The organism is Gluconacetobacter takamatsuzukensis (assembly GCF_014174275.1).
In the GTDB taxonomy this organism is placed as follows: domain Bacteria; phylum Pseudomonadota; class Alphaproteobacteria; order Acetobacterales; family Acetobacteraceae; genus Gluconacetobacter; species Gluconacetobacter takamatsuzukensis.
Genome location: NZ_JABEQK010000006.1, coordinates 188616 through 212105 on the forward strand (window position 1 = coordinate 188616; position 23490 = coordinate 212105).

The 23490-nt window shown below is 67.2% G+C and carries 21 protein-coding genes; 15 read left to right on the forward strand and 6 right to left on the reverse strand.

The genetic code is table 11. The annotated features are described in order from the left end of the window. Positions 1–285 precede the first annotated feature (285 nt). On the forward strand, positions 286–1395 hold the full coding sequence (locus HLH27_RS09770; protein ID WP_182949824.1) for a P1 family peptidase: 1110 nt from the start codon (positions 286–288) through the stop codon (positions 1393–1395). Between the two features lie 27 nt (positions 1396–1422). Here the strand turns inward: HLH27_RS09770 and HLH27_RS09775 are convergent, their stop codons facing one another. The 4 genes from HLH27_RS09775 to HLH27_RS09790 form a co-directional block, all read right to left on the reverse strand. Beyond that, a complete protein-coding gene (locus HLH27_RS09775; RefSeq protein ID WP_182949825.1) occupies positions 1423–1896 on the reverse strand; it encodes a nuclear transport factor 2 family protein in 474 nt (157 codons plus the stop codon). An 11-nt stretch (positions 1897–1907) separates the two neighbouring features. Next, entirely contained in the window at positions 1908–2918 is a 1011-nt protein-coding gene (locus HLH27_RS09780; protein ID WP_246375707.1) for a phytanoyl-CoA dioxygenase family protein, read from the reverse strand. Positions 2919–3236: 318 nt separating this feature from the next. Next, positions 3237–5339: a putative bifunctional diguanylate cyclase/phosphodiesterase gene (locus HLH27_RS09785; RefSeq protein ID WP_246375709.1), complete on the reverse strand. Its 2103-nt coding sequence runs from the start codon at positions 5337–5339 to the stop codon at positions 3237–3239. A 257-nt stretch (positions 5340–5596) separates the two neighbouring features. Beyond that, a complete protein-coding gene (locus HLH27_RS09790; protein WP_182949827.1) occupies positions 5597–6919 on the reverse strand; it encodes an FAD/NAD(P)-binding protein in 1323 nt (440 codons plus the stop codon). A gap of 797 nt (positions 6920–7716) precedes the next feature. Here HLH27_RS09790 and HLH27_RS09795 point away from each other — a divergent pair. Together HLH27_RS09795 and HLH27_RS09800 are read left to right on the forward strand one after the other, a co-directional pair. Next, entirely contained in the window at positions 7717–9456 is a 1740-nt protein-coding gene (locus tag HLH27_RS09795) for a glycoside hydrolase family 68 protein (RefSeq protein ID WP_182949828.1), read from the forward strand. Between the two features lie 79 nt (positions 9457–9535). Beyond that, positions 9536–11137 carry a glycoside hydrolase family 32 protein gene (locus tag HLH27_RS09800; protein WP_182949829.1) on the forward strand — a complete coding sequence of 534 codons (1602 nt, stop codon included), beginning with the start codon at positions 9536–9538 and terminating at the stop codon, positions 11135–11137. A gap of 11 nt (positions 11138–11148) precedes the next feature. On the opposite strand, the gene HLH27_RS09805 is transcribed toward HLH27_RS09800, so the two are convergent. After that, entirely contained in the window at positions 11149–11550 is a 402-nt protein-coding gene (locus tag HLH27_RS09805) for a lytic transglycosylase domain-containing protein (RefSeq protein WP_182949830.1), read from the reverse strand. A gap of 80 nt (positions 11551–11630) precedes the next feature. Between HLH27_RS09805 and gspG the strand changes: the two genes are divergently transcribed. Genes gspG through HLH27_RS09865 form a run of 12 tightly spaced genes read left to right on the forward strand, consistent with a single transcriptional unit; the run spans position 11631 to position 22614 of the window. After that, positions 11631–12068, forward strand: coding sequence for a type II secretion system major pseudopilin GspG (gspG, locus tag HLH27_RS09810; protein WP_182949831.1), 438 nt, complete (start codon positions 11631–11633; stop codon positions 12066–12068). Between the two features lie 8 nt (positions 12069–12076). Continuing rightward, on the forward strand, positions 12077–12850 hold the full coding sequence (locus HLH27_RS09815; RefSeq protein ID WP_182949832.1) for a prepilin peptidase: 774 nt from the start codon (positions 12077–12079) through the stop codon (positions 12848–12850). Positions 12851–12875: 25 nt separating this feature from the next. Then, positions 12876–14558, forward strand: coding sequence for a GspE/PulE family protein (locus HLH27_RS09820; protein ID WP_182949833.1), 1683 nt, complete (start codon positions 12876–12878; stop codon positions 14556–14558). Positions 14559–14575: 17 nt separating this feature from the next. Next, positions 14576–15796, forward strand: a complete 1221-nt coding sequence (locus tag HLH27_RS09825) for a type II secretion system F family protein (RefSeq protein WP_182949834.1) — start codon at positions 14576–14578, stop codon at positions 15794–15796. Then, positions 15786–16214, forward strand: a complete 429-nt coding sequence (locus HLH27_RS09830) for a prepilin-type N-terminal cleavage/methylation domain-containing protein (RefSeq protein WP_246375711.1) — start codon at positions 15786–15788, stop codon at positions 16212–16214. The genes HLH27_RS09825 and HLH27_RS09830 overlap by 11 nt, the downstream gene beginning before the upstream one ends. Next, entirely contained in the window at positions 16211–16615 is a 405-nt protein-coding gene (locus HLH27_RS09835) for a type II secretion system protein (protein ID WP_182949835.1), read from the forward strand. Before HLH27_RS09830 ends, HLH27_RS09835 begins: the two co-directional genes overlap by 4 nt. Next, complete coding sequence (locus HLH27_RS09840; RefSeq protein WP_182949836.1) at positions 16612–17202, forward strand: prepilin-type N-terminal cleavage/methylation domain-containing protein; 591 nt, start codon at positions 16612–16614, stop codon at positions 17200–17202. The genes HLH27_RS09835 and HLH27_RS09840 overlap by 4 nt, the downstream gene beginning before the upstream one ends. A 25-nt stretch (positions 17203–17227) precedes the next feature. Next, positions 17228–18265 carry a PilN domain-containing protein gene (locus HLH27_RS09845; RefSeq protein WP_182949837.1) on the forward strand — a complete coding sequence of 346 codons (1038 nt, stop codon included), beginning with the start codon at positions 17228–17230 and terminating at the stop codon, positions 18263–18265. Positions 18266–18276: 11 nt separating this feature from the next. Continuing rightward, positions 18277–18897: a type II secretion system protein GspM gene (gene gspM, locus HLH27_RS09850; RefSeq protein ID WP_182949838.1), complete on the forward strand. Its 621-nt coding sequence runs from the start codon at positions 18277–18279 to the stop codon at positions 18895–18897. After that, positions 18894–19358 (forward strand): general secretion pathway protein GspN, encoded by a 465-nt coding sequence (locus HLH27_RS09855; RefSeq protein WP_182949839.1) that lies wholly within the window; start codon positions 18894–18896, stop codon positions 19356–19358. The genes gspM and HLH27_RS09855 overlap by 4 nt, the downstream gene beginning before the upstream one ends. A 14-nt stretch (positions 19359–19372) precedes the next feature. Further along, positions 19373–21778, forward strand: a complete 2406-nt coding sequence (gene gspD, locus HLH27_RS09860) for a type II secretion system secretin GspD (protein WP_246375712.1) — start codon at positions 19373–19375, stop codon at positions 21776–21778. Continuing rightward, positions 21775–22614 (forward strand): type II secretion system minor pseudopilin, encoded by an 840-nt coding sequence (locus HLH27_RS09865; protein ID WP_338029883.1) that lies wholly within the window; start codon positions 21775–21777, stop codon positions 22612–22614. The genes gspD and HLH27_RS09865 overlap by 4 nt, the downstream gene beginning before the upstream one ends. Here HLH27_RS09865 and cysE read toward each other — a convergent pair. Further along, complete coding sequence (cysE, locus tag HLH27_RS09870) at positions 22611–23483, reverse strand: serine O-acetyltransferase (protein ID WP_182949840.1); 873 nt, start codon at positions 23481–23483, stop codon at positions 22611–22613. The genes HLH27_RS09865 and cysE overlap by 4 nt on opposite strands. Positions 23484–23490 lie beyond the last annotated feature (7 nt).

Below are 23490 nucleotides of genomic sequence, written 5' to 3' on the forward strand. Positions count from 1 at the left end.
GGTTTCAGTGCGCTGCCCTCCATGACGATATCGTTCCGGTTCCGGCCATGTCACGCAGGCTCATGCCGCCCCGCATCCACCCGTCAGGCCCGGTCCACAAACAGTCTGCCAGCATGCTCCCCGCCCGCCCATCCCCTTCTCACTCCGCCGCAAGCCCGTGTTGAAGACCGGCGCGCGTGCCACAGGGCCCGACGGTGCAAGGGCCCTCTGGACGCCTGCTCCGTCGACGACGAGAATCCACCCCATCCCGCGCCCGCACACCCCTCGCACAAGGTCCGTTTCCCGATGAAAAGACGCACGCTCCTCGGCCTCTCCGCCGCCCTGCCGATACTGGCGGCCCGCGCGACGCGGGCTGCCGCGGCGCTGGGCGGCAGCGGCCATGTGGGCCCCACCAACCTCATCACCGACGTCGCCGGCCTGACGGTCGGCGAAGCGCATGACACGCGGGTTCGCACCGGGGTCACAATCCTCCTGCCCGACCGGCGGGTGGCCTGCGCGGTGGACGTGCGCGGCGGCGGCCCCGGCACGCGTGAGACCGATGCGCTGACGGCCGGCAATCTCGTGCGCAGCATCGATGCCATCGTGCTGTCCGGCGGCTCGGTCTACGGGCTGGCCTCGGCCGACGGCGTCGCCGCCTGGCTGGGTGCGCGCGGACGCGGCTTTTCCATGACGAAACAACCCGGCGTGCCGCCGTCGCCCATCGTCCCCACCGCGATCCTGTTCGATCTCGCCAATGGCGGCGACAAGAACTGGGGCCTCAACCCGCCCTATCGCGACCTGGCCCTGAAGGCGATGGACCATCCCACCCGCGACATCGCCCTCGGCACGGCCGGCGCGGGATACGGGGCGCAGGCCGGCGCACTCAAGGGCGGGCTCGGTTCCGCCTCGTTCGTCACCGCCGACGGGATGACCGTCGGCGCCCTGGTGGCGGTCAACAGCCTCGGCTCCGTGGTCGTGCCGGGCACGCGCCATTTCTGGGCAGGCGCCTTCGAGATGGGCCGCGAATTCGGCGGGCTGGGTGCCGGCACCGCCCATGTCGATCCCGAGGATTGGGGCCGGGCCAAATTCAACCCGGCAGCCCGCGCCAACACCACCATCGCCTGCATCGCCACCGACGCCGATCTTGATGCCGACGACCTCAAGCGCGTGGCCATGATGGCGCAGGACGGCATGGCCCGCGCCATCCGCCCGGTTCACTCACCCTTCGACGGCGACGTCATTTTCGCACTGTCCACTGGCCGCCGCCCGCTTCCCCCCGGCTCGCGCCCGCTCCATGTGGCGCGGCTGGGCGCCCTGGCGGCCGACACATTGTCCCGCGCCGTGGCGCGCGGCGTGTACGAAGCCACGCTCCCCCCCGGCATGGGCATCCCGACCTGGAAGAACCTGCCGGACTAGGAAACAAGCCGGCAGCCTCCCCCACGGTCACAATCCGAGGTCGCTCAGCGACGGATGGTCATCGGGCCGCCTGCCGGACGGCCAATGGAATTTTCGCTCGTCCTCCCGGATCGCCAGATCGTTGATCGAGGCGATCCGCCGCCGCATCAACCCATCCGCGCCGAATTCCCAGTTCTCGTTCCCATAGGAGCGAAACCACCGGCCGCCCGCATCATGCCATTCATAGGCAAACCGCACCGCCATCCGATCGCCGGCATGGGCCCAGACTTCCTTGATCAACCGGTAATCCAGCTCCCGCTCCCACTTGCGGCGCAGAAACGCTACGATCTCCTCGCGGCCATGGACAAATTCCGCCCGGTTCCGCCACCGGCAATCCGGCGTATAAGCCAGCGACACGCGCTGCGGGTCGCGGCTGTTCCACGCATCCTCGGCAAGCCGCGCCTTCAACCGCGCAGTGTCGTCCGTAAACGGGGGAAATGGGGGAAATGGGGGAAGAGACATCACGTTCCTCTCTACCGGCGCGCAAACCGCCGGAACATATGGGAGGTCATCTGTCCGAACCGGCTGGACAGGCCAGGGGCGATGCGCAGCATCGCATGCCCCCCGACGTCGCGGTCGAAAGCGCCGACATTCGCACGCTTTCGCCAGACATGGATACCCAGCCCGCTTTCCTCCAGCCAGTCATGGAATGACCAGACCATGCCGGCCCGACGCCGCCCGAGCGCATGAATACGCCATAAATCGATCAGGGGAACAAAGAACGGATTGCCCCGTTCGTACGCCCAGATCTCCACCCGGATTCCGGGCTGTTCGCTGGCACCGCGCGCGTGGAAGCCGCCGGTATCGGCAACGATCAGCGTATTGGCGGGCACGGCAACCGCGCGCGGCGCCGGATAGCCCATGGCGGCCAGTGCTTCCTCGTCGACACGGAACGATCCCCGTCCACTCAGACGATCCTCGGAGCGGGCCGCCTCCAGGCTCATCCGCTTTTCCCAGGCCTGCCGTGCCGGGTTCAGCCTGTGCGATCCGGGAACATACACGAACGGACCATGCTCCTCCGCCGTCTCGGTCAGAGTGAACCACGCCTTGACGGTCGGATGGAACGTATCGGCATGAAGCTGAAGCTGCGGATCGGGGACGCCGGTGACGGCATGCGGCAGAATGGTCTGGATATAATAAAGTGGCTCACAGTCCCGGCTGCCGCCCAACCGGATCAACCGCCCCAGTAGCGCCTTCTCCAGCAACTGCCTTACGCCGGGCATACGCGCCAGAACCCTCGGCTCCAGCGCAATGCGGCGGGTTACAGTGTCGCCCTGAATGGTCTCCCGCGCTTCCCCGCGATACTGCCGGACCTCCTCCAGAAGCCGGCCGAACACGGCCGCAGGCAGGAAGTCGCGGATGACGACGAACCCGTCACGGTCGAACTCGGCAACAAGATGGGGCGGAATCCCGCGCTTGAGCCGCCGCCGGCGCCACGCGGCAGCGCGATGGGCCAGGCTCTGGCGCAAGACATGCAGGCCCATCTCATTCAGCCGATGGCTGCCGATCAGGGGGTTATCACGAAAGGATTTCGCGCCGGTGAAAAGCTGAACGACCCAGACGGGACAGGTCAGAATAGCCTTGATTGTCTTATGCATAATATCCGGTCGGCCATAACGGCATGGGAACGCCCCTCATACCGTGAAGTTGCAGCCTCACTGCCTCGCGCAGCATGTGGAAACACGGAATAGCATCATAAGAATACGTTGCAAAATCGTACGACAGGACGATCAAATCGCACAAGAAATCTGTATCCGGACCATCGGGAAGGCACGCCTGCGCAGCCTATATCCCCCTTCGGATCACGCACATACCCTCAGGCACGACGGCAGATCCTCCACCGGCCGGGGCCGGGCAAACAGATAGCCCTGGACCTCGTCGCACCCCATCCCGACAAGAAGCCGATGCTGTTCGTCCGTCTCCACCCCCTCGGCCGTAACGCACAGATCCAGGGAATGGGCGAGGCTGAGCATGGTCTGCGTGATCCTGACGACCTTGTCCTGAGACATCGCCTGGACAAATCCGCAATCGATCTTGATCTTGCTGAACGGAAAGGACCAGAGATATTTCAGCGAGGAATAGCCGGTTCCAAAATCGTCCAGCACCAGCCGGCAGCCGATCTCCACGAGCCTGCGCAGCACGGCTTGATTCGATTTTTCATTTTTCAGGAACGATGTTTCGGTAATCTCGATTTCCAGCCTCTGCGCCGGCAGGCCGCTCTGGCGCAGAATGCTCCGCACCATGTCGGGAAAGGCCGCATCGCCCAGCTGGATCGGCGACACGTTCACCGCCACCCTGATCCCGTCCGGCCATGACGTCGCCTCCCGGCACGCAGCATGCAGAACCCACTGCCCCAGCGCATGGATCAACCCGTTCTGCTCGGCCAGCGCGATGAACTGGTCCGGCATGACCAGCCCACGCACCGGATGATACCAGCGCACCAGGGCCTCGCAACTCCTGACCCGGCGGCCCTCGCGTTCGTAGATCGGCTGGAAATGCAGGGTCAGGGTATCGGTCGCCAGCGCATCGCGCAGTTCCGCGGCCAGGATCGCGGCACTCCTGATTTCCTCGCTCAACGCGGCCTGAAACTGACCGAAGCGGTTCCGCCCCTGGGCCTTGGCGCGATACATCGCCATGTCCGCATGCTGCAACAGGGTCTCCGCACTGTCGGCATCTTCGGGGAAACGGGCGGAACCGATGCTGGCCCCGATCACGATCCGCCTGCCGTCCACCTGATACGGCGCGCTCAGGGCCGCCAGCAGCGGCGCCATCCGACCGTCGATTTCCGACGGCGCGGCAGTATTGGGCCAAAGAATGGCGAATTCATCCCCACCCAGGCGCGCGATCAGGTCCCCGGGCCGGCTATGCTCGCGCAGCCGCCCGGCCACAAGGCGCAGCAGGGCATCCCCCGTGGCATGGCCATGGACATCATTTACGGTCTTGAAATAATCGAGGTCGATATAGAACAGGACACCCTGCCTGTTCCCGCTGCACAACGCCTCCAGCCGCATGCTGAACAGGCGGCGATTGCACAGGTCTGTCACCTTGTCGTAATGGGCCAGCCGCTCAATCTGCCGCTCATTCTCCCGATAGACCGTCACGTCATCGAAAACATACAGGTCCCATAGCGGCCGCCCCGCCTGGTCGGCGATCAGCAGCCGGTTGATGATCAGGTCCCGCCGTTTTCCCTGCGGATCGTCAACCGAACATTCCATGGTCGCCTGCCCGTCATCCGCCGACGCCGCGTCCACCATGCAGGATGCCATGTGGGACGTCCGTTCGGATAGGGCCGAATCGCCGAACCGCTTTGCCGCCCGATTCATCAGAATGACATCCCCATCCACGACGGACCGGACGATCAGCGGTGACGGCACATTCTGCACAATGCGATCGATGAACAATTTGTCGCGCAGGATCTCCTCGTTCGCCTCATGCAGCCTGTCCGTCGCCGTGCGCAGTTCCGACAGCGCCGTCTGCTTGGCGGCATGCGCATGGCGCACCAGGTCGATGGCAGAGCCGACCCCCAGGCAGATCCCGCTTTCGACGACGATAAAACCCAGCAGAAGTTCCGACGGGTTCGCACCCAAAGCCTGGGGCAGGAAGTCGGCCACCAGCACGGCCGCTTCGACGATGGTCGGGCGCGGATCCATCAGCAGCGTGACCGGGCGCCGGTGATAGACCGAATATCCATACTGGCCGGCCATGCGCACATGAAATGTATGCCGGTCGACCAGACCCAGCGGGCGCCCCTCATGGTCGACGATGACAACATACAGCAGGTCGGGATCGTTCTCGAAACATTGCTGGACATCGCCGCCGACGGCCGTTTCGGGCAGGATGGGCACCACGGCCGCGATATCGCGCATCGTCTGCGCCGCCACCGTGCCCTTCGCCAGCATCGTCATCGCGGACTTTCCAAACGCATGCTTAATGAATCATAGCCATCGCGCACATAAAAAATAAGAAAATATAGAGCACTCATATAGTCAATTACGCATATCCGATCTGAACAAGAATTTTTTATTTCGGGCATCATACCATGATCATCGGACCATAACGAAATCCGAACGGATGAAGAATACCCTGTTATATCGCAACTGACGATTTTATTGTCTACTCCCCCGCACCGACAACCGCCGGCCAGGACGCGCGACAGCACCCGTTACGAACCCATCCCTGCCAGATAAACGGCCAGATCGCGCGCCTGCTGCCTGATCTCGGGGATCGCCGTCGTCTCGAACAGGGTCCCGGCCCGCATCGGCCCCATCGCATACAGCATCTGCGAACATGCGCCGGACGCCCCTGCAAGCGCGCCGTGCGCATCGGTCGCCAGCGTCGTCCCCATATCCCCGGGCACCGCAAGCCCGGCCAACGCCAGCATCCGCAGCAAGGGGGATTCGACCCGGCGATAGTCGGTAACGGGCCCAGTGCAATTGATGACGCACGACGCGGCCAGGCTCTCCGTCCCCCGCGACGTCACGATCGTCAGCCGCCCGACAGCTCCCGACATCGCCAGGTCCCGCACATGCCCCCGGCGGATGACCAGAAGCCCCGATCGCCGCTCCCGCTCCACCTGTTCGGCAATCGACGGCGCCATCCGGTGGCGCGCCACGCTCCAGTAATGAAACAGATACCGCCGGAACCGGGCCTTCTCGCCGGCCGGCAGATGCGCCCATAGCGGATTACTCGTCCCACGCAGGCTGTCGACGGCCGCCCGCCACGGCAACCCGTCCCGCACGGCATCGCGGAACACCGCAAGGTAGGCGCGGGCGGTGGGCGTCGTCCCTTCCGGCACCACGGGCAGCGCACAGGGGGCGCAAGGCGCATGGCCCCGGCTCAGCAGCCCGTGCCGGGACACCATGGTGACCGGCCCGCGATGCCCCCTCTCCCGCAGGCGCAGCAGCATGTCCACCGACGTCAACCCGGTCCCGACCAGGACGACCGGCGAATCACGATCGGACGGCAGTGGAAAATCACCCCAAGGATCGCGGTGATACAGGCCCGCCGACAGGGCATCGGCACCGATGCGCGGCAGATCCACCGGCGGAAAATGCCCCAATGCCAGCACGACGCAACCGGCACGAACCGTCTCGCCGTCGGCAAGGACCACCGATGCCGCATCGCCTTCCACCCTCACCCCCACCGCCGCCTGCCGGCAATGGACAGCGCCGGATCGCGCCACAAGGGAATGGAGATAGCGTCCATACACCATGCGTGGTGCGAAGACGCCCGCATCGGCCGCCGGATCGTGCTCCCGCCGCAGCCAGTCCAGAAAATGATCAGGCGCGTCGGGAAAGGCGCTCATGTTCCCCGCGCGAACGTTCAGCAGATGGCCGGGGCTGCGCGTGGCATAGGCAATGCCCAGCCCCAGTTCGGCCCGGGGCTCGATCACCACCAGCTTCGGCGGATTCCCCTGTCGCGCCAGATGGATCGCCGCCAGCGCGCCGCTCGCGCCCCCACCAACGATCGCAACCGTCCCTGCCATGACCCGCCTCCGTCAACCCCGGCGATAGCAACAGGACCGGCCGCGCACGATCGTCTGCATGATATCCTATCCCCAATCCGCTCCAGCCCTTCTTCGCAGATCCGACGACCGCGCGGAAAGGACGGTTCGGGTAACGAATGATAACAGTGACAGATCCCGGCAACGGTGCGGCGCACCATCGCGTCTTCCACTCCCCGCCACCGCCTGCGCCCGGAACACGCATCATTCCCGCCACAGCCTCAAGACATGGGAATCCGCTGTTCCCTGTCTTGACGGATCATGGACACCGACACATGTGGCAGGTGGCGCCGGGCGATGGAGGCAGACCGCCCCACGCCGCTTGCGGGCCATGCGGGAACTCCGGGGTCATCCGCACCGTTTCTCGCATATCCGTCGGAAGGTGGGATCCTCCGACCATGGCCGCGATACATTCTAAGGTCGGATCAGGGCCAGGACTCATGGCCTCGGGGACAGCAACAAGAAAAAAATAAATCCGCCACATTCCAGACCAATGAATCGAAGAATCTTCATTTCGACACATCCGGAACAAAGAACTTTTTACCTGAATTCAGATAGTTTATATAACGTAATATTAACGCTACCATAACGCTTGACATGTTTTTGCCACAAACTGGACATGAAATTAAATTTGACTCTGGTAACCTAAAAGTGATCAAGTCCCCCTGTCCCGAAGCCGACAAACGGAAACCCCTTTTTAAATCACCAACTTGTCGACGAACGCATCGGTCGTGACGCGCCTCCTCAATCCGGAGCGCGTCATGCGGAAGGAGGGTGATATGCCAAACATACGCCAGAAAAACGCAATATTCACAATGGCCATGGCCGGATCATTGATGGTCGCCCTGGCCGGCCACACAGCGCTCGCGCAATCCACGCAGGACGCCCGGCGGGAAGCACTCCGTGTCGCCCCCCATCCGGGCATGATGCCCCATGCGGGCCGGATGTTCCCCGGCCGTTCGCTGGCCGGCGTGCCCGGCTTCCCGCTGCCGACGATCCATACCCAGCAGGCTTACGCGCCGGACGACACGTTCACCGCAAAATGGACGCGGGCCGACGCGCTGCAGATCAAGGCCCATTCCAACCCATCGGTCACGCCGGGGCAGAACTCGCTGCCCGCGCAGCTGATCATGCCTGATATTCCAGCGGATTTCCCGACGATCAACCCGGATGTCTGGGTGTGGGACACCTGGACGCTGATCGACAAGCACGCCAATCAGTTCAGCTATAATGGCTGGGAAGTCATCTTCTGCCTGACGGCGGACAAGAATGCCGGCTATGGCTTCGACGATCGCCACACCCATGCCCGCATCGGCTTCTTCTATCGCCGCGCCGGCATCCCGGCGGCCCGGCGGCCGGCGAACGGCGGCTGGATCTATGGCGGCCTCCTGATCCCCGAGGGTGCGCAGAACCAGGTCTTCGCCGGCACCACCTACACCATCACGGCGGAATGGTCGGGCTCGCTGCGCCTGCTGGACCCGCACGATAACAGGGTCTCACTGTTCTATACCGACATGGCCTTCAACCGCGACGCATCCGGGCAGGATATCACCCCCGCCCAGGCGGTGATCACCCAGAGCCTGGGGCAGATCCATGCCGATTTCAGGCATGTCTGGTTCACCGGCTTCACCACCCACACGCCACTGCTGCGTCCCGATGGCGTGCTGTACCAAAACGGGGCGCAGAACCCGTACTATAATTTCCGCGATCCCTTCACCTTCGAAGATCCGAACCATCCCGGCGTGAACTACATGGTGTTCGAGGGCAATACCGCCAGCCAGCGCGGCACCCCGAACTGCACCGAGGCCGATCTGGGCTACCGCCCGAACGACCCGCACGCCGAAACCGTGCAGCAGGTGCTCGATAGCGGCGCCTATTACCAGGAAGCCGCGATCGGCCTGGCTGTGGCCGAAGATGCCGCGATGTCGAAGTGGAAGTTCCTGACACCCCTGATCTCGGCCAACTGCGTCAACGACCAGACCGAACGTCCCCAGATGTATATAAAGGACGGAAAATACTACATCTTCACCATCAGCCACCGCACGACCTACGCGGCGGGCGTGGATGGGCCGGACGGTGTGTATGGCTTCGTGGGCAAAGGTATCCGCAGCGACTTCCAGCCCATGAACTATGGCAGCGGCCTGGTGCTGGGCAACCCGACGGATCTCAACCAGGCGGCCGGCACCGATTATGACGCCAATCCGCTGCAGAACCCGCGGGCATTCCAGTCCTATTCGCATTATGTGATGCCGGGCGGCCTGGTCGAATCCTTTATCGACACGGTCGAAACCCGTCGCGGCGGCACGCTGTCACCGACGGTCAAGGTGGCAATCCGCGCCGACGCATCGGTGGTCGACCTGCGCTACGGCAATGCCGGGCTGGGCGGCTATGGCGACATCCCCGCCAACCGCGCGGCCATCAACGTCCGTGCCTTCATTCAGGACCTGATCGGCCAGAATATTTCTATCGCGTCGAACACCACCGGCCAGGTCAACAGTTTCGTCAACACGAACCAATGATCCAGGGCCAGGCCGGCCCCCTCCGGGGCAATCCCGGAAGGGGCCGGTCTTCCGGTTCATGAAAATCCTGTCACGGAAGATGAAAAGATCCGATCCCGCAGCCCGCTTCCATCACGCCGTTCGCCATCACGGGCTGGCGGCATGCCTTCTTCTGATCATCCTCTCCCCCGCCCGGGCGCAGGATGCCCCGACGCCCCAATGGCGGCCGGCATTGCATTTCTCACCGACCGAACACTGGATGAACGACCCGAACGGCCCATTCCTGCTCGATGGCACCTATCATCTTTTCTACCAGTACAATCCGGCGGGCACGGTCTGGGGCCCGATGTCATGGGGCCACGCGACCAGCACCGACCTGCTGCACTGGCATGAGCAGGGCGTGGCCATCCCCTCCACGCCGGCCGAGGACATCTTTTCCGGCGCAATGGTCTACGACGGCAGCAACCGGTCGGGACTGGGCAGCGCCTCGGCACCGCCGCTGCTGGCATTTCATACCTCCGTCTTCCACGGCAATCCCGCCCACCCGGACGGCACGCAGGCCCAGTCCCTCTCCTACAGTCTCGATCGCGGTGCGCACTGGCAATCCTACGCTCACAACCCGATCCTGACCCTGCAACCGGACTCCCGGCAATTCCGCGATCCATCGGTGGTGTGGTATCCGCAGGGCCAGTGCTGGCTCATGACGACAGTCGTCGCCGACGCCCAACTGGTGAAGCTGTACCGCTCGACCGACCTGCTGCACTGGTCGTTCCTGAGCGATTTCCAACCGTCCGGCTATCGCAAGCCGGGCATGTTGTGGGAAATGCCGCTCCTCGTCCCGCTGCCGCTGGACGGCAACCCGCACGATACACGCTGGGTCATGATCGTCAGCGTCAATCCCTGGAGCATCGCCGGCGGATCGGGCGTGCAATATTTCGTCGGGCGGTTCGACGGCACCCGCTTCATCCCCGACGCCCTGCCCCCCGAAGGCGCCGACCCCTCCGCCTATGACTGGCTGGATCACGGCGCCGACCAGTATGCACCCATCCGCTTCGCCAATACCGGCACAAGGCCACCGCTGCTGATCGCGTGGATGAACAACTGGGACTACGCCGACACGCTCCCCACCGCGCCTTGGCGCGGACAGATGACGCTACCGGTTCAACTGGCACTCAAAACGGTCGACGGGCGCCCCGCCCTGGTCCAGGCGCCGGCCCCGCAGTACGACGACCTGGTGCGCCGGCAAGGCATCGCCGCATTCGCCGACCGGGACGTCGGCCCCGGCCAGACCTGGCGTGCACCGCTGGGCGGCCCCGTGCTCGATATCCGCGTCACCCTGCGGCGCGGCGACGCGGCCCATGCCGGCATCGTGGTGCGACAGACCCCGGACGGACGGACAGGAACCGTCATCAGCTACGATTTCTTGTCGGGAAACCTGACGCTCGATCGCAGCCGGTCCGGCCAGGTCGGGTTTTCCCCCCGCTTCAGCCTCGCCCATATCGCCCACCTGCCCACGCCGGGCGGCACGGTGTCGCTGCACCTGGTGATCGACCGCAATTCGGTCGAACTCTTTGCCAATGGCGGAGCATTGCGCATGACCGACCTGGTATTCCCCCCACCGGGCAGCGACGGCGTGTCCCTGTTTTCCGACGGCGGCCACACGCGATTCACCGAAATCCGCATTTCGGCCCCCGCCCGATGACCGCCCACCCGTCATGGCTGGAACAGGCGCCGCGCCCAGGCCAGCACCAGCGCCTGATAGGATTCGTTCAGGATCACGGTATGAGAATGATAATTGCCCACCGCCCGCATCAGGTCGCCGCGCGTTTCGTTCAGATACACACGCATGATCGCACCCGCCGCGCTGATATTGTAGCAGGGCTGCTCCAGCAGGTTGCGATAGACGATCTGCGGGGCAACATGGGTGAAACGGGCGATCGGACCAATCCAGCGCGTATTGACCTGCATGATGCCCAGATCGTCCGTGCCGTTCGCATTATGATGCACCAGCCCGTTCCGTCCGTCCTCCACCGCCTGGATCGACGGCAGGATGCGCGGGGGCAGATGGTACAGCGACGCCGCGAACACCATGCAGCCGACATATGCAATCGCCATGGCGGGGTCCGCCCCTTCCATTCCGGATGCCGGCCCTGATGCGGCGTCTCCGTTCCATATCACAGCAAGGCGGGGTCAAGATGCCGAAATCCGCTCACACGTCCCCATCCCGTAGCGATGGGGGCTTCACCCTTCTGGAATTGCTGGTGGTGATCGCCATCCTCGGCCTGCTGATCGGACTGGTCGCACCCGCGGCACTCCGCCAGTTGGGCGGCGCGCGCAATTCGGTCGCCCACCAGTCGATCCAGCGACTGGGCGAGGTGCTGGATCTCTACCGGCTCGACATGGGCAGCTACCCCAGCACCGAAGACGGGCTGCACGCCCTGGTCGCCCGACCGGCCGGCGCCGAGTCCTGGAACGGCCCCTACGTCAGGGACGGCACCGATCCACTCGATCCCTGGCATCACCCCTATATCTATCGCAATCCCTCCGACCGGCCGGGGCACGACTACGATTTGTGCTCGGCCGGCGCCAGCGGCAACGCCGCCGACCGGGCAACGATGATCTGCAATCCCTGACCCCGGCGATGCTGTTCTCCCCCGCCCTCCCCCTCATACTGGCGCCTTTCATCGGGTCGTTCCTCGGCGTGCTGGCCTGGCGCCTGCCCCGCGCCGAACCCGTTATCCTGGCACGCTCGGCCTGCCCATGCTGCGCAACCGGACTGACGGCCCGGGAACTGGTACCCCTGGCCAGCTATCTGGCGCAGAAGGGCCGTTGCCGCACCTGCCACGCTCCGATCGATCCCTTCCATCCCGCCATGGAAATCCTCGCCCTGACGGTCGCGGCCCTCACAGTGCTGGCAACCGCCCGCGACGGGGCCACAGGGCCCCTCGCAGCCGCAACGGCCTGGCGCGGCTGCCTGTTCGGATGGTGGCTGCTGGTCCTGGCGGCAATCGACCTGAAGAGCTTCCGCCTGCCGGACATCCTGACCCTGCCCCTGACGGCGGCCGGCCTGATCCTGGCCGCGACGGACGGATGGCCCCTATTTCTGGCCCACGCCATTGCAGCCCTGCTCGCATATGCCGCCTTCACCGGCCTCGCATTGTCCTACCGCCGCCTGCGCGGACATGACGGGCTGGGGCTGGGCGACGCCAAGCTGCTGGCGGCCGGCGGCGCATGGCTTGGGCCGGCCGCCCTGCCGATGGCGGTGTGCGCGGCAGCCCTTCTGACCCTCGGCGCCACCCTCGTCATCACGCGCGGCCGGATCGACCGCGCCACGCCAATCCCCTTCGGCCCCGGCCTCGCCGCCGCGCTGTGGGGAACCTGGCTGTGGCAGACGGCTTACCAACTCCATGGATAGGCCCATCGAAACCGAAGCGCCCCCAATGGCCACGCAGATCGATGCCCTGGCCGACCTGCTGGTCGCACACGGGCGCTGCGACCCGCGCGCCGTCGAGCGCGCGCGCCGCGCGGCAGAGCAGAGTGGCGGCCGGCTCGACCAGATCCTGCTGCAACTGGGCCTGGTCTCGGAGCGGGAGATGGCCCAGAGCTACGCCGACCTGCTGCACATCCCCCTGGCCGCGCCCGACCACTACCCCGAGGACCCCGTGCTGGCGGACACACTCGGCCCCCGCTTCCTGCGCGACGCGCACGCGGTGCCGCTGGCCGTGCGCGACGACACCCTGGCGCTGGCGCTGCGCGACCCACTGGATGCGTTCACGCCGGCCGCCGTCGCCGCCGCGACCGGCCTGCGCGTGACCTGCCATGCCGGCGTGCCGATCGAACTGGAAGCCGCGCTCGACCGGCTCTATCCCCGTGCCGAGGAAAACGCTCCCCCGTCCGAGGACCACGAAGCCCCGCTGGAAGACGATGCCGAACGCCTGAAAGACCTGGCCTCCGAGGCCCCCGTCATCCGCCTGGTCAACCAGATCATCGGCCGCGCGGTGGAAACCCACGCCTCCGACATCCATATCGAGCCGTTCGAGGACAGGCTGCGCGTGCGCTACCGCCATGACGGCGTGCTGCACGAGGTCGAAACGCCTCCCGCCCAGCTCATCCCCGCCATCATCTCCCGCATCAAGATCATGGCCCGCCTCGACATCGCCGAACGGCGCCTGCCGCAGGACGGGCGGATCAAGCTGGCCGTGCGGGGGCACGAGATCGATTTCCGCGTCTCCACCATTCCCTCCCTCTACGGCGAGACGGTGGTGCTGCGCGTGCTCGACCGCTCCAGCGTCCGCTTCGACTACGCCACGCTGGGCCTGGCGCCCGAAATCGTCACCCGCATGCGCGCCCTGCTGGCGCAGCCGAATGGCATCGTGCTGGTGACGGGCCCGACCGGCTCGGGCAAGACCACGACGCTCTATACCGGCCTCGCGGACCTCAACGCCGTCACCCGCAAGGTGGTGACGATCGAGGACCCGATCGAATACCAGCTTGACGGCATCAACCAGGTTCAGGTCCGGCCCCAGATCGGGCTGACCTTCGCCACCCTGCTGCGCTCCATCCTGCGCCAGGACCCCGACGTCATCATGGTGGGCGAAATCCGCGACATCGAAACCGCGCAGATCGCGGTGCAGGCAGCCCTCACCGGCCATCTGGTCCTGTCCACCCTGCACACCAATTCGGCCGCCGCCGCCATCATCCGGCTGCGCGACATGGGGGTGGAGGACTATCTGCTGACGGCGGTCCTGCGCGGCGTGCTGGCGCAACGGCTGGTCCGCCGGCTGTGCGACACCTGCAAGACTCCGTACACCCCGCCCCCCGAACTGGTCGAACGGCTCGACCTGCACCGCCTGGCCGGCGGCGCGCCCCTCACCCTCTTCCACGCCGTCGGCTGCCCCCAATGCCGCCATACCGGCTATCGCGGCCGCCAGGCGATCGCCGAACTGCTGGAACCCGACGAGGCGATCGAGCACCTGATCTTCTCGCGCAGCGACCATATGGCGATCGAACGCGCGGCCATCGCCGCCGGCATGGTGCCGATGTTCACCGCCGGCCTGGCGGCCGCCCTGCGCGGCGAGACGACGATCGAAGACGTCACGCGCAGCATCCGCGCCGGCACCTGACGGAGGAAGGCACGCGCATGACCGAATTCGCCTACACCGCCGTCGACCAGCAGGGCACGCTGGTCCGCGGCACGCTGGAAGCCGAGACCGAGGGCGCGGTCCTCGCCGCCCTGCGCCGCCAGGGCCATATCCCGATGCGGATCGGGGCCCCGCCGCACGTCGCCCGGGGGATGCTCGGCCGGGCCATCACCCGGCCCGGCACCGGCCTGCGCCGCGCCGACCTGGCGGCAGTCACGCGCGAACTGGCGGTCATGCTGGGGGCCGGGCAGGATATCGACCGCGCCCTGCGCTTTTTGGCCGAAACCAGCCCCCGCGCCCGGGTACGCACCGTGCTGGAGGGCGTGCGCACGCTGGTCCGCGACGGCCGCGCGCTGCACGTGGCCATGGGCCGCTATCCCGGCAGCTTCCCACGCCTGTATCTCGGCATGATCCGCGCGGCAGAGGCCACCGGCGACCTGGCGCCGACCATGGAACGGCTGGCGGTGCTGCTGGAACGCGAACGGGCCCTGGCCGCGACGGTACAATCGGCGATGATCTACCCCGCCATCCTCACCCTGGCGGCCATCGGCTCGATCGTCTTGCTGCTGACGACGGTCCTGCCCCAGTTCATCCCCCTGTTCGCCCAGAACGGCGTCGCCCTCCCCGCCTCGACGCAGATTCTGATCCAGACCGGGGCCTGGCTGGGCCATTATGGGCTCGCCATCCCGCCCGCCCTGCTGGTGCTGGCCCTGCTGGGCCGCGCCCTGCTCCGCCGCCCGCCCGTCCGGCTGGCGGTCGACCGCCGGCTGCTGTCGCTCCCCGTCGCGGGCCCGCTGATCGGCGAAATCCTGGCCGCCCGCTTCGCCCGCATCCTGGGCACGCTGCTGGAAAACGGCGTGCCGATCCTCACCGCGCTGGCCATCGTCCGCGAGGCCACCACCAACCGCGCCGCCATCGCCGCGATCGACGCGGCAACGCACAGCGCCAAGGCCGGATACGGGCTGGCCGCACCGCTCGAGGCCGCATCGATCTTCCCCCGCCGCATGGTCCACCTGCTGCGACTGGGCGAGGAAACGGCGCAGCTCGGCCCCATGGCACTCCGCGCCGCCGACATTCACGAAGACCAGGCCCGCATCGCCATCCAGCGCCTGGTCGCCCTGCTGGTACCCGCGATCACCATCGTCATGGGCCTGCTGGTCGCCGGAATCGTCTCCTCGCTGCTGCTGGCAATGCTGAGCCTGAACGACCTTGCGCAGTAGACGCCCCGCCCGGCCCGGACAGGCCGGCTTCACCCTCATCGAAATGATCGTGGTCGTCCTGGTCCTCGGCGTGGCCGGCGCGATCCTGATCGCGCGCGGACCGTTTCATTCGGCCGCGCTGGACCTGCGCGGCACGGCGCGGCAGGTCTCGTCGGCAATGCGCGAGGCCCGGATGCAGGCCATCCATTCGGGCACCACCCAACTCTTCACCCTCGACGCCGCACAGCGCGATTACGGGCTGCAACAGGGGCCCCGCCACGCCCTGCCCGCCGGGATATCGGTCGCCGGTCCGGCGCGCTTCGCCTTCTACCCCGACGGCAGCGCGGCCGGCCCCCCGACCGCGCTGGCCGAAGGCGGCCGCCATGTCACGCTGCGGGTCAACTGGCTGACCGGCGCCACCAGTGTGGAGGGGCCATGACCGCCCCCCACCCGTCCGGCCGGCAGGCCGGCTTCACCCTGATCGAGGTCCTGGTCGCCTTCGTCATCGTCACGCTGGCACTGGCGGTCGCCTATCGGGGCATGCTGGACGGCATCGCCGCCACCCGATTGTCCAACCGCACGCAGGAGGCCCTCTCCCGCGCGCAGTCACATCTGGCCGCAGTCGGCCACGGCATGCGGCTGGGCCCGCTGGAACAGGATGGCGACGACGGCAGCAGCTTCCACTGGCATGTCCGGATCGTGCCGGCCGGAACATCCGCCGGACTGGCGCTGTACCAGGTGCAGGTCACCGAATCCTGGCCCGACCCCTCGGCCGGCTCCGGCCGGCGGGCGGTAGACCTGCACACCCTCCGGCTGGGCATGCGCGAGGCCGGTCCATGACCGGCCGCCCCCACCCGCAGGCAGGCTTCACCCTGCTGGAAATCCTGATCGCGCTGATGGTGTTCTCGCTGGTGCTCCTGGTCCTGCAACAGGGGTTCCAGACAGCGACGATGCTGTTCGAACGCCAGCACGGCCTGCTGGCCTCGCAGGCCGAACTGGGCGCGGTCGATCGCCTGCTGCGCGGACTGGTCACGCGCGCCGATCCCGGAGCGGGCCGGGAAGGCCCCCTCTTCGTGGGGCAGGCGCACGGGCTGGTGCTGCGCGGCGCCCTGCCCCTCGCCCTGAACGACCGGCCGGGAGCGCAGGCAGACATCCGCCTGTCGGTCGATGCCCACCATCGCCTGCTGCTGGCCTGGCATCCCTATCGTCATGTGATCGAACCCCCAGCCCCCGCACGGCAGCAAATGCTGCTGACAAACGTTGCGGACCTGGATTGCACCTATTTCTCGAACGGACACTGGAACACGACATGGGACGCCGACCACCTGCCGACCCTGGTGCGCCTCCGCATCCGCTTCCCGGACGGCGACCCCCGGCACTGGCCGGACATCGTCGCATCTCCCCAACTGGACCCGATGCCGCAATAGGCGCCGCCATCATGAAGCACCCCTCATGACGGGCAGGCTGTTGTTCGCCTGGTGGTGGCGACAGATCCGCAGCCTGATCCCGGAACGGATCCGGTCGGCGCAACTCTCGTCACGCCCCCGACTGGTCGCCGCGTGGACCGGGCAATCGCTCACCCTCTCGCTGGAACGGCAAGGCGGCCAGACCAGCCTGGGCACGCTCGGCCAGTCCGAGGCCGGCGATGCCGAGACACAGGCCGCCTGCCAGCCCCTCCTGGCCGGCCGGAGCCACCCGCCCGAAACCATCCTGCGCCTGCCACCCGGAATGATCATGCAGCGCGAAGTAACCCTGCCCGCCGCGACCGAAACCGGCCTCGACGGCGCCCTGGCCTACGAGATGGACCGGCTGACCCCCTTTTCCGCCGACACCATCTTCTACAGCCACACCATCGTCCGGCGCGATGCCGCACCCAATCAGGTGCGCATCCTGCTCTCTCTCGTGCTCCGGACATCCGTCGCCCCGGCCCTGCACATGCTCGCACCGCTCGGCATCCAGCCGGACCGGCTGGAAGACGCAACCCGGTCGATGCACATCCCCCTGAAGACGAACCGGTCGCCCTGGCGCAGCCTGCAAGACCCCCGAACCATGGCGGCGGCCGGCGCCGCCCTGCTGCCGGCCATGGTGATCGTGCTTCTGTTCTGGCGCCAGTCCACCGAACAGGCGGCATTGTCGGCCCGGATCGCGGCGCTGCGCCCAGCGGCGCTGGAGGCCACCATGCTGCGCCGCCAGGCCGAGGATCGCCGGGCCGGCGAAACCATCATCGCCGCCACCCGCCGCCAGTGGGGCGACCCGATGGCCGTGCTTGCCGCAACAACGCAGATGCTGCCCGACACGAGTTTCCTGACCGATCTGAGCCTCCGCCAGGGCCAATTGATCATCAGCGGCCAATCCCCCGAGGCCACGGGCCTGATCCAGGTGCTGAGCCGGACACCGATGTTCCGCAACCCCGCCTTCGTCGCACCGGTCACACGCGTAACGGGCCAGAATGCCAGCGTGTTTTCCATTCGCGCCGATGTCGGACAATGAACGGGCAGGGCATGAACCACGGCACGACCTCCCTGTCGGCACTCACCCGCACCCTGCCGGAAGGCAGGCGCGGACAGGCACTGGCGCTGGCCATGCTGGTGGTCGCGCTGGGGCTGGCATGGCTCCTGGTGCTGGGTCCGGTCTGGACCCGCTATGCCGACCGCGCGCAGGGGCTGGAACTGCAACGCGCCACGCTCGCCCGCATGCAGCGGCTGGCCACGTCCCTGCCCGCGCTGCGACAGGCGGCCACCACCTCCGCGCCCGGCCCATCGCAACTGATCGACGGCACCACCGACGCCGTCGCCAGCGCCAATCTGCAGGACATGCTGCAAAAGATCGCCACCGAAACAGGCAGCGAGATCACGAGCGTCGAGAACGCGGCCCCCACCCCGGCCGGGCGCTACCGGCGCATCGGCCTGCATGTCGTCGCCACTGCGCCATTTCCCATCCTCGTCCGGCTGCTCACCCGGCTGGAACAAGCCACCCCGGCCATCGTGATCGACGGCCTGCACCTGCGCGCGTCGGAGGATACGAACGGCACGTCCGCCATGGATGCCGACATGCTCATCCACGCCTTCCGGCGCACGGACGGCACCCAACCATCCACCCCATCGCGGAACGACACACCATGATCCGCCCCGCATCACGCCCCCGCCGCCTCCTCGCCGTCTGCCTGACGGCGATGACGCTCGGCACCGGCGCACCGACCGCCCACGCCGCCCCTCAGACCACGCAGGACCAGCCCGACACTGCCCAGATCGACGCATGGCAGCAGACGATCCTCGCCCGCCCCCTGTTCAGCCCCACCCGCCGCCCGACCGACCTGCCCGGCGCGGGCGACGCCACCCCCCGCCTGACCGGCATCGTCGTCGGCAATGGCCGCCGGCGCGCCATCTTCATGATCCCGGGCCAGGCTCGCGGCCGGATCGCCGATGTCGGCGATTCCGTCGGCCCATGGCGGATCGTCGCGATCGAAAACGGCGCGATCCGCGTCCAGGACCCGACGGGCGAACACATGATGCGCCCCGACCGCGACCGCCGGACCGACACCCGGCCGGGCGGCTCCGCCCCACCCCGCCCGGAAGAGCAATAACGAGGCCATAGACGATGAATATCCTGATCCGCGCCCTCCACGGCATGACGATTCCGCGCCGCATGCCCGGGGGCACGAAGCGTCGTCGCATGCCGCCCCTCCGGGCCGGTCTCGCCCTGTGCCTGTCGGTCGCCGGCTGCGACAATGGTCCGCCACGGGTCAGGCCCCTCTCCGGCGCATTGCCGCTGGCCAACCCCGCACCCGAATCCCCCGAAGGGCGCATCGGCACGACCGACGCCTCGGGCCAGCCGCAATATAGTTACGGCCGCAACACCCTGCCGTCCCTGCGCGCCCAGGGCTTCGCGGCCGGCGAAGGACAGGTGTCGCTGAATTTCGCCGATACCGACATCCGCGATGCCGCGGCCCAGATCCTGACCGATATCCTGCGCGTAAACTACACGATCGATCCGGCGGTGCACGGAACGGTGACGCTCCATACCTCCGCCCCCCTGACGAACGCGCAGGTGCTGCCGGCCTTGCAGGTCATCCTCGCCCAGGTCCAGGCCGTGCTGCTGCACAATGACGGGCTGTACCGCATCGTCCCCAGCCAGGGCCAGCCGGCCGGCTCCCCACCCGGCGGCCCACAGGCGGGCGTCGCCGGAATGACCGACAATCCCGCACTGGGCGGCAATATTCTGGTCCCGCTGCGCTACGCCGAGGCCGCCAGCCTGACCCGCGCCCTGCAACCCTTCGTCCAGTCCGGCGCCCGCCTCACGCCGGTCGACAGCAGCAACGCGGTCATCGTCAGCGGCGACCCGGCGGCCCGCAATGCGCTGGTCGAGGTCATCCACGCCTTCGACGTCGACTGGCTCAGCAGCCAGTCCTACGCGCTGCTTCCGGTCGAATCGGGAAATGCCAAGGATATGGCGTCGGTCCTGCAAACGGCCCTGCACGGCAGCGGCGGCTCCCTGGCGCAGATCGTGCAGGTCCTGCCCCTCACCCGCGTCAATGCGGTGCTGATCGTGGCGCGCAATACACGCTATATCGACGACGCACGCCGCCTGTTCTCCTTGATCGAACGCAACCGCCGCGCCACGATCCGCTCATGGCACATCTTCTACGTGCAGAACTCCAACGTGAACGACGTCACCTACACGCTGCAACAGGCCTTCACCCCCGACAACGTGACGGCCCTCCCCCCCGGCAGCACGTCGGGCACGGCCTCGCAACTGGCCCAGACCGGCTTCACCGGCGGCATGAGCAACGCCATGGGCAATCTGGGCGGTGGCGGCATGGGCGGCGGCACGGGTGGCCTCGGCGGCAACACCGGCACGACCGGCGGCCTGGGCGCCAACGCCACGACCGGTCTCGCCCAGGGCGGAACCCAGCCGGCGACCCAGGGCGCGGCCGGCGCCGGCCAGCAGGCAGCCCCCTTCAACAATCCCCTGCTGGGCGGCCTGGACAGTTCCGCAAGCGGCGAATCCCGCCCCCAGGGCATGCGGATCATCTCCAACGGCCAGCACAACGCGATCCTCGTCTACGCCACCGACCAGGAAAGCGACAATGTCGAACTGATGCTCAACCGCATCGACATCATGCCGCTCCAGGTGCGGATTGATGCCGTGGTGGCCGAGGTCCAGCTCAACGACGCGCTGCAATACGGCACCCAATTCTTCTTCAAGTCGGGCGGCATCAACGGCGTGCTCAGCACCAACAGCCAGACCATCACCACCGGCACGCTGGCGACCGCGGCATTCAGCCACACCCTGCCCGGCTTCATCATCGGCGGCGCCAGCGGCGGCGGCGCGCCATTCGCCATCGACGCGCTGCAAAACGTCACCACCGTGCACGTCCTGTCCTCGCCGCAATTGATGGTGCAGGACAACCACCCGGCCCGCTTGCAGGTCGGCCAACTGGTCCCGGTCCAGATCGGATCGCAGTCCAGCACCATTGGCACGTCGATCTACAACCAGTTCACCTACCAGCCGACGGGCGTGATCATGGAGGTCACGCCCCATGTCAGCCATGCCGGCCTGGTCACGCTGGACATCGCGCAGGAAGTCAGCTCGGTCAGCAGCACCTCCCCGGTCACGACGACCAGCACCAGCACCAATCCCACCTTCAACGACCGCTCGGTCAGCTCCCGCGTCGTGGTGCAGGACGGGCAGACCGTGGGGCTGGCCGGCCTGATCACCGAGAATTCCAGCCGCGCCAACAGCGGCATTCCATGGCTGAAGAACATCCCCGTCCTGGGTTTCCTCGCCGGCAACCAGAACAACAACCGCCAGCGCACCGAACTGCTCATCCTGATCACCCCCCACGTCATCCATGACGAGCGCGACGCGGTCAGCCTGATGGAAGACCTGCGCGACACCCATCCCAATGCCGCGAACGTGCCCGATGAGCTGACGCCGATGCACACGACCGGCAGCGCCGACCCGATGCGCCCGCTGCGCCAGAAGGTCGGGCTGGACCGGTGACAGGCCGCGTCCCCGCACGGATCGAACGGAACCGCCAGGGCGGCTTCGCCCTGCTGATCGTGCTGTGGACGCTGGTCGGCCTGTCGCTGCTCGTCTCCACCGTCATCGCAACGGCCGATACCGAACTGCGCGCCGTCCGCGCGCTGAGGCTCTCGGCCCAGATGCAGGAAACCGCGAACGGCGCCGTCTGGCAGGCGATCTTTCACGCCCGGGACCGCTCCACCGCACGCTGGGCCCTGGACGGCCGCGCCTACGTCACACAGATGGACGGCATGACCACGACGACCCGGCTGCGCAGCGAGGCCGGCCTCGTCAACCCCAACACCGCGCCGCGCCCCCTGCTGGCCGCCCTGCTGGAGGCATGCGGCGCGACCGCCGGCCAGGCCGCATCGATCGCGGCCAATATGGTGGAATGGCGCAGCAGCGCGCAGGGCGACGTCGCGGCCATGCGCGCCCGCTATCTGGCGGCAGGGCTGACCTACCGCCCGCCACAGGGCGCCTTCCAGACGATGGACGAAATCGGACTGGTCCTCGGCATGAACCCGACCCTGCTGCGCGCCCTCACGCCGCACCTGTCTGTCACCCAGCCCAACGATCCGGATAGCGGGCTGGCCGACCCCACCGTGCGACAGGCCCTGCGCAAGGCAGGCGACGCAACGCCCCCCCCTTCTCGCGACGAGAACCGCCCCACCAGCTTCCAGGCCGACATCACTGTGCAGGACGGCCAGGGCGGCCGCGCCACCCGCCGCGCCATCATCCTGCTCACCCCCGGAGCGCATCTCGGTGCCGCCCTGGCCGACACGGTGCATGTCATGCAGTGGCAGTCGGGCGATTAAATCTCGCACTCGGCGGCCGGCAGGCTCTGATCCATGGTCAGCGACGGCAGCCCTCTGTGCGGCGCACCGACAACCCGCGCCGGATTGCCCACAACGGTCGTGAACGGCGCGACGGGCTTGAGCACGATCGACCCCGCGCCCACCCGGGCCCCCTCGCCGATTTCGATATTGCCCAGCACCTTCGCCCCGGTTCCGATCAGCGCGCCCCGCCGCACCTTGGGGTGCCGGTCGCCGGCCTCCTTGCCGGTTCCCCCCAGCGTGACGTTCTGCAACAGGGCCGCGTCATCCTCGATCACCGCGGTCTCGCCCACCACGATGCCGGTCCCATGGTCGAACATGACCCGCTGCCCCAGCCGCGCGGCCGGATGAATATCCACCGCAAACACTTCCGACGCCCGCCCCTGGAAATAATGCGCCAGCGGACGCCGGTTTTCGTGCCAGAGCCAGTGCGCGACCCGATAGGACTGGATCGCATGAAAGCCCTTGAAGAACAGGAACGGCACCAGAAGCCCGCTGGCGGCCGGATCGCGTTCGCGGATCGAGGCCAGGTCCGCAACCGCCATCTCGACCGCCGGCGGATGGCTGATCTGGAAATCCCGGATCAGTGCAAACAGCGTGGCCTTGCGCACCAGATCGTTGCTGAGCTTGCGCGACAGCAGATAGGCCAGAGCGGTCGCGAAATCCGGCTGGTCGAGAATGCTCGGCCGCGTCAGGTCCCGCAGCACCGGGTCCCGATGGGCGCGCGCCTCCCCCCGAATCAATTCCCACAGACCCGCCGGCGAAACCGAGGGGGCAGCGGCATCGACCGCCGCCGCATCCACCCCGCCCCGCGCGAAATAGGCCCCCAGGCTGGTGATGTCGGCCCCCATCCCCTGT

What these genes read in the sequence shown, in the direction of transcription:
- cysE (WP_182949840.1), bottom strand. Translation starts at nt 23,483, where the DNA reads ATGGGGGCCGACATCACCAGCCTGGGGGCCTATTTCGCGCGGGGCGGG.
- HLH27_RS09815 (WP_182949832.1), top strand. Translation starts at nt 12,077, where the DNA reads ATGCTGTTCTCCCCCGCCCTCCCCCTCATACTGGCGCCTTTCATCGGG.
- HLH27_RS09790 (WP_182949827.1), bottom strand. Translation starts at nt 6,919, where the DNA reads ATGGCAGGGACGGTTGCGATCGTTGGTGGGGGCGCGAGCGGCGCGCTG.
- HLH27_RS09805 (WP_182949830.1), bottom strand. Translation starts at nt 11,550, where the DNA reads ATGGCGATTGCATATGTCGGCTGCATGGTGTTCGCGGCGTCGCTGTAC.
- HLH27_RS09845 (WP_182949837.1), top strand. Translation starts at nt 17,228, where the DNA reads ATGACGGGCAGGCTGTTGTTCGCCTGGTGGTGGCGACAGATCCGCAGC.
- HLH27_RS09780 (WP_246375707.1), bottom strand. Translation starts at nt 2,918, where the DNA reads ATGGGCCTGCATGTCTTGCGCCAGAGCCTGGCCCATCGCGCTGCCGCG.
- HLH27_RS09820 (WP_182949833.1), top strand. Translation starts at nt 12,876, where the DNA reads ATGGCCACGCAGATCGATGCCCTGGCCGACCTGCTGGTCGCACACGGG.
- gspD (WP_246375712.1), top strand. Translation starts at nt 19,373, where the DNA reads ATGAATATCCTGATCCGCGCCCTCCACGGCATGACGATTCCGCGCCGC.
- gspG (WP_182949831.1), top strand. Translation starts at nt 11,631, where the DNA reads ATGCCGAAATCCGCTCACACGTCCCCATCCCGTAGCGATGGGGGCTTC.
- HLH27_RS09825 (WP_182949834.1), top strand. Translation starts at nt 14,576, where the DNA reads ATGACCGAATTCGCCTACACCGCCGTCGACCAGCAGGGCACGCTGGTC.
- HLH27_RS09795 (WP_182949828.1), top strand. Translation starts at nt 7,717, where the DNA reads ATGCCAAACATACGCCAGAAAAACGCAATATTCACAATGGCCATGGCC.
- HLH27_RS09770 (WP_182949824.1), top strand. Translation starts at nt 286, where the DNA reads ATGAAAAGACGCACGCTCCTCGGCCTCTCCGCCGCCCTGCCGATACTG.
- HLH27_RS09785 (WP_246375709.1), bottom strand. Translation starts at nt 5,339, where the DNA reads ATGACGATGCTGGCGAAGGGCACGGTGGCGGCGCAGACGATGCGCGAT.
- gspM (WP_182949838.1), top strand. Translation starts at nt 18,277, where the DNA reads ATGAACCACGGCACGACCTCCCTGTCGGCACTCACCCGCACCCTGCCG.
- HLH27_RS09800 (WP_182949829.1), top strand. Translation starts at nt 9,536, where the DNA reads ATGAAAAGATCCGATCCCGCAGCCCGCTTCCATCACGCCGTTCGCCAT.
- HLH27_RS09775 (WP_182949825.1), bottom strand. Translation starts at nt 1,896, where the DNA reads ATGTCTCTTCCCCCATTTCCCCCATTTCCCCCGTTTACGGACGACACT.
- HLH27_RS09855 (WP_182949839.1), top strand. Translation starts at nt 18,894, where the DNA reads ATGATCCGCCCCGCATCACGCCCCCGCCGCCTCCTCGCCGTCTGCCTG.
- HLH27_RS09840 (WP_182949836.1), top strand. Translation starts at nt 16,612, where the DNA reads ATGACCGGCCGCCCCCACCCGCAGGCAGGCTTCACCCTGCTGGAAATC.
- HLH27_RS09835 (WP_182949835.1), top strand. Translation starts at nt 16,211, where the DNA reads ATGACCGCCCCCCACCCGTCCGGCCGGCAGGCCGGCTTCACCCTGATC.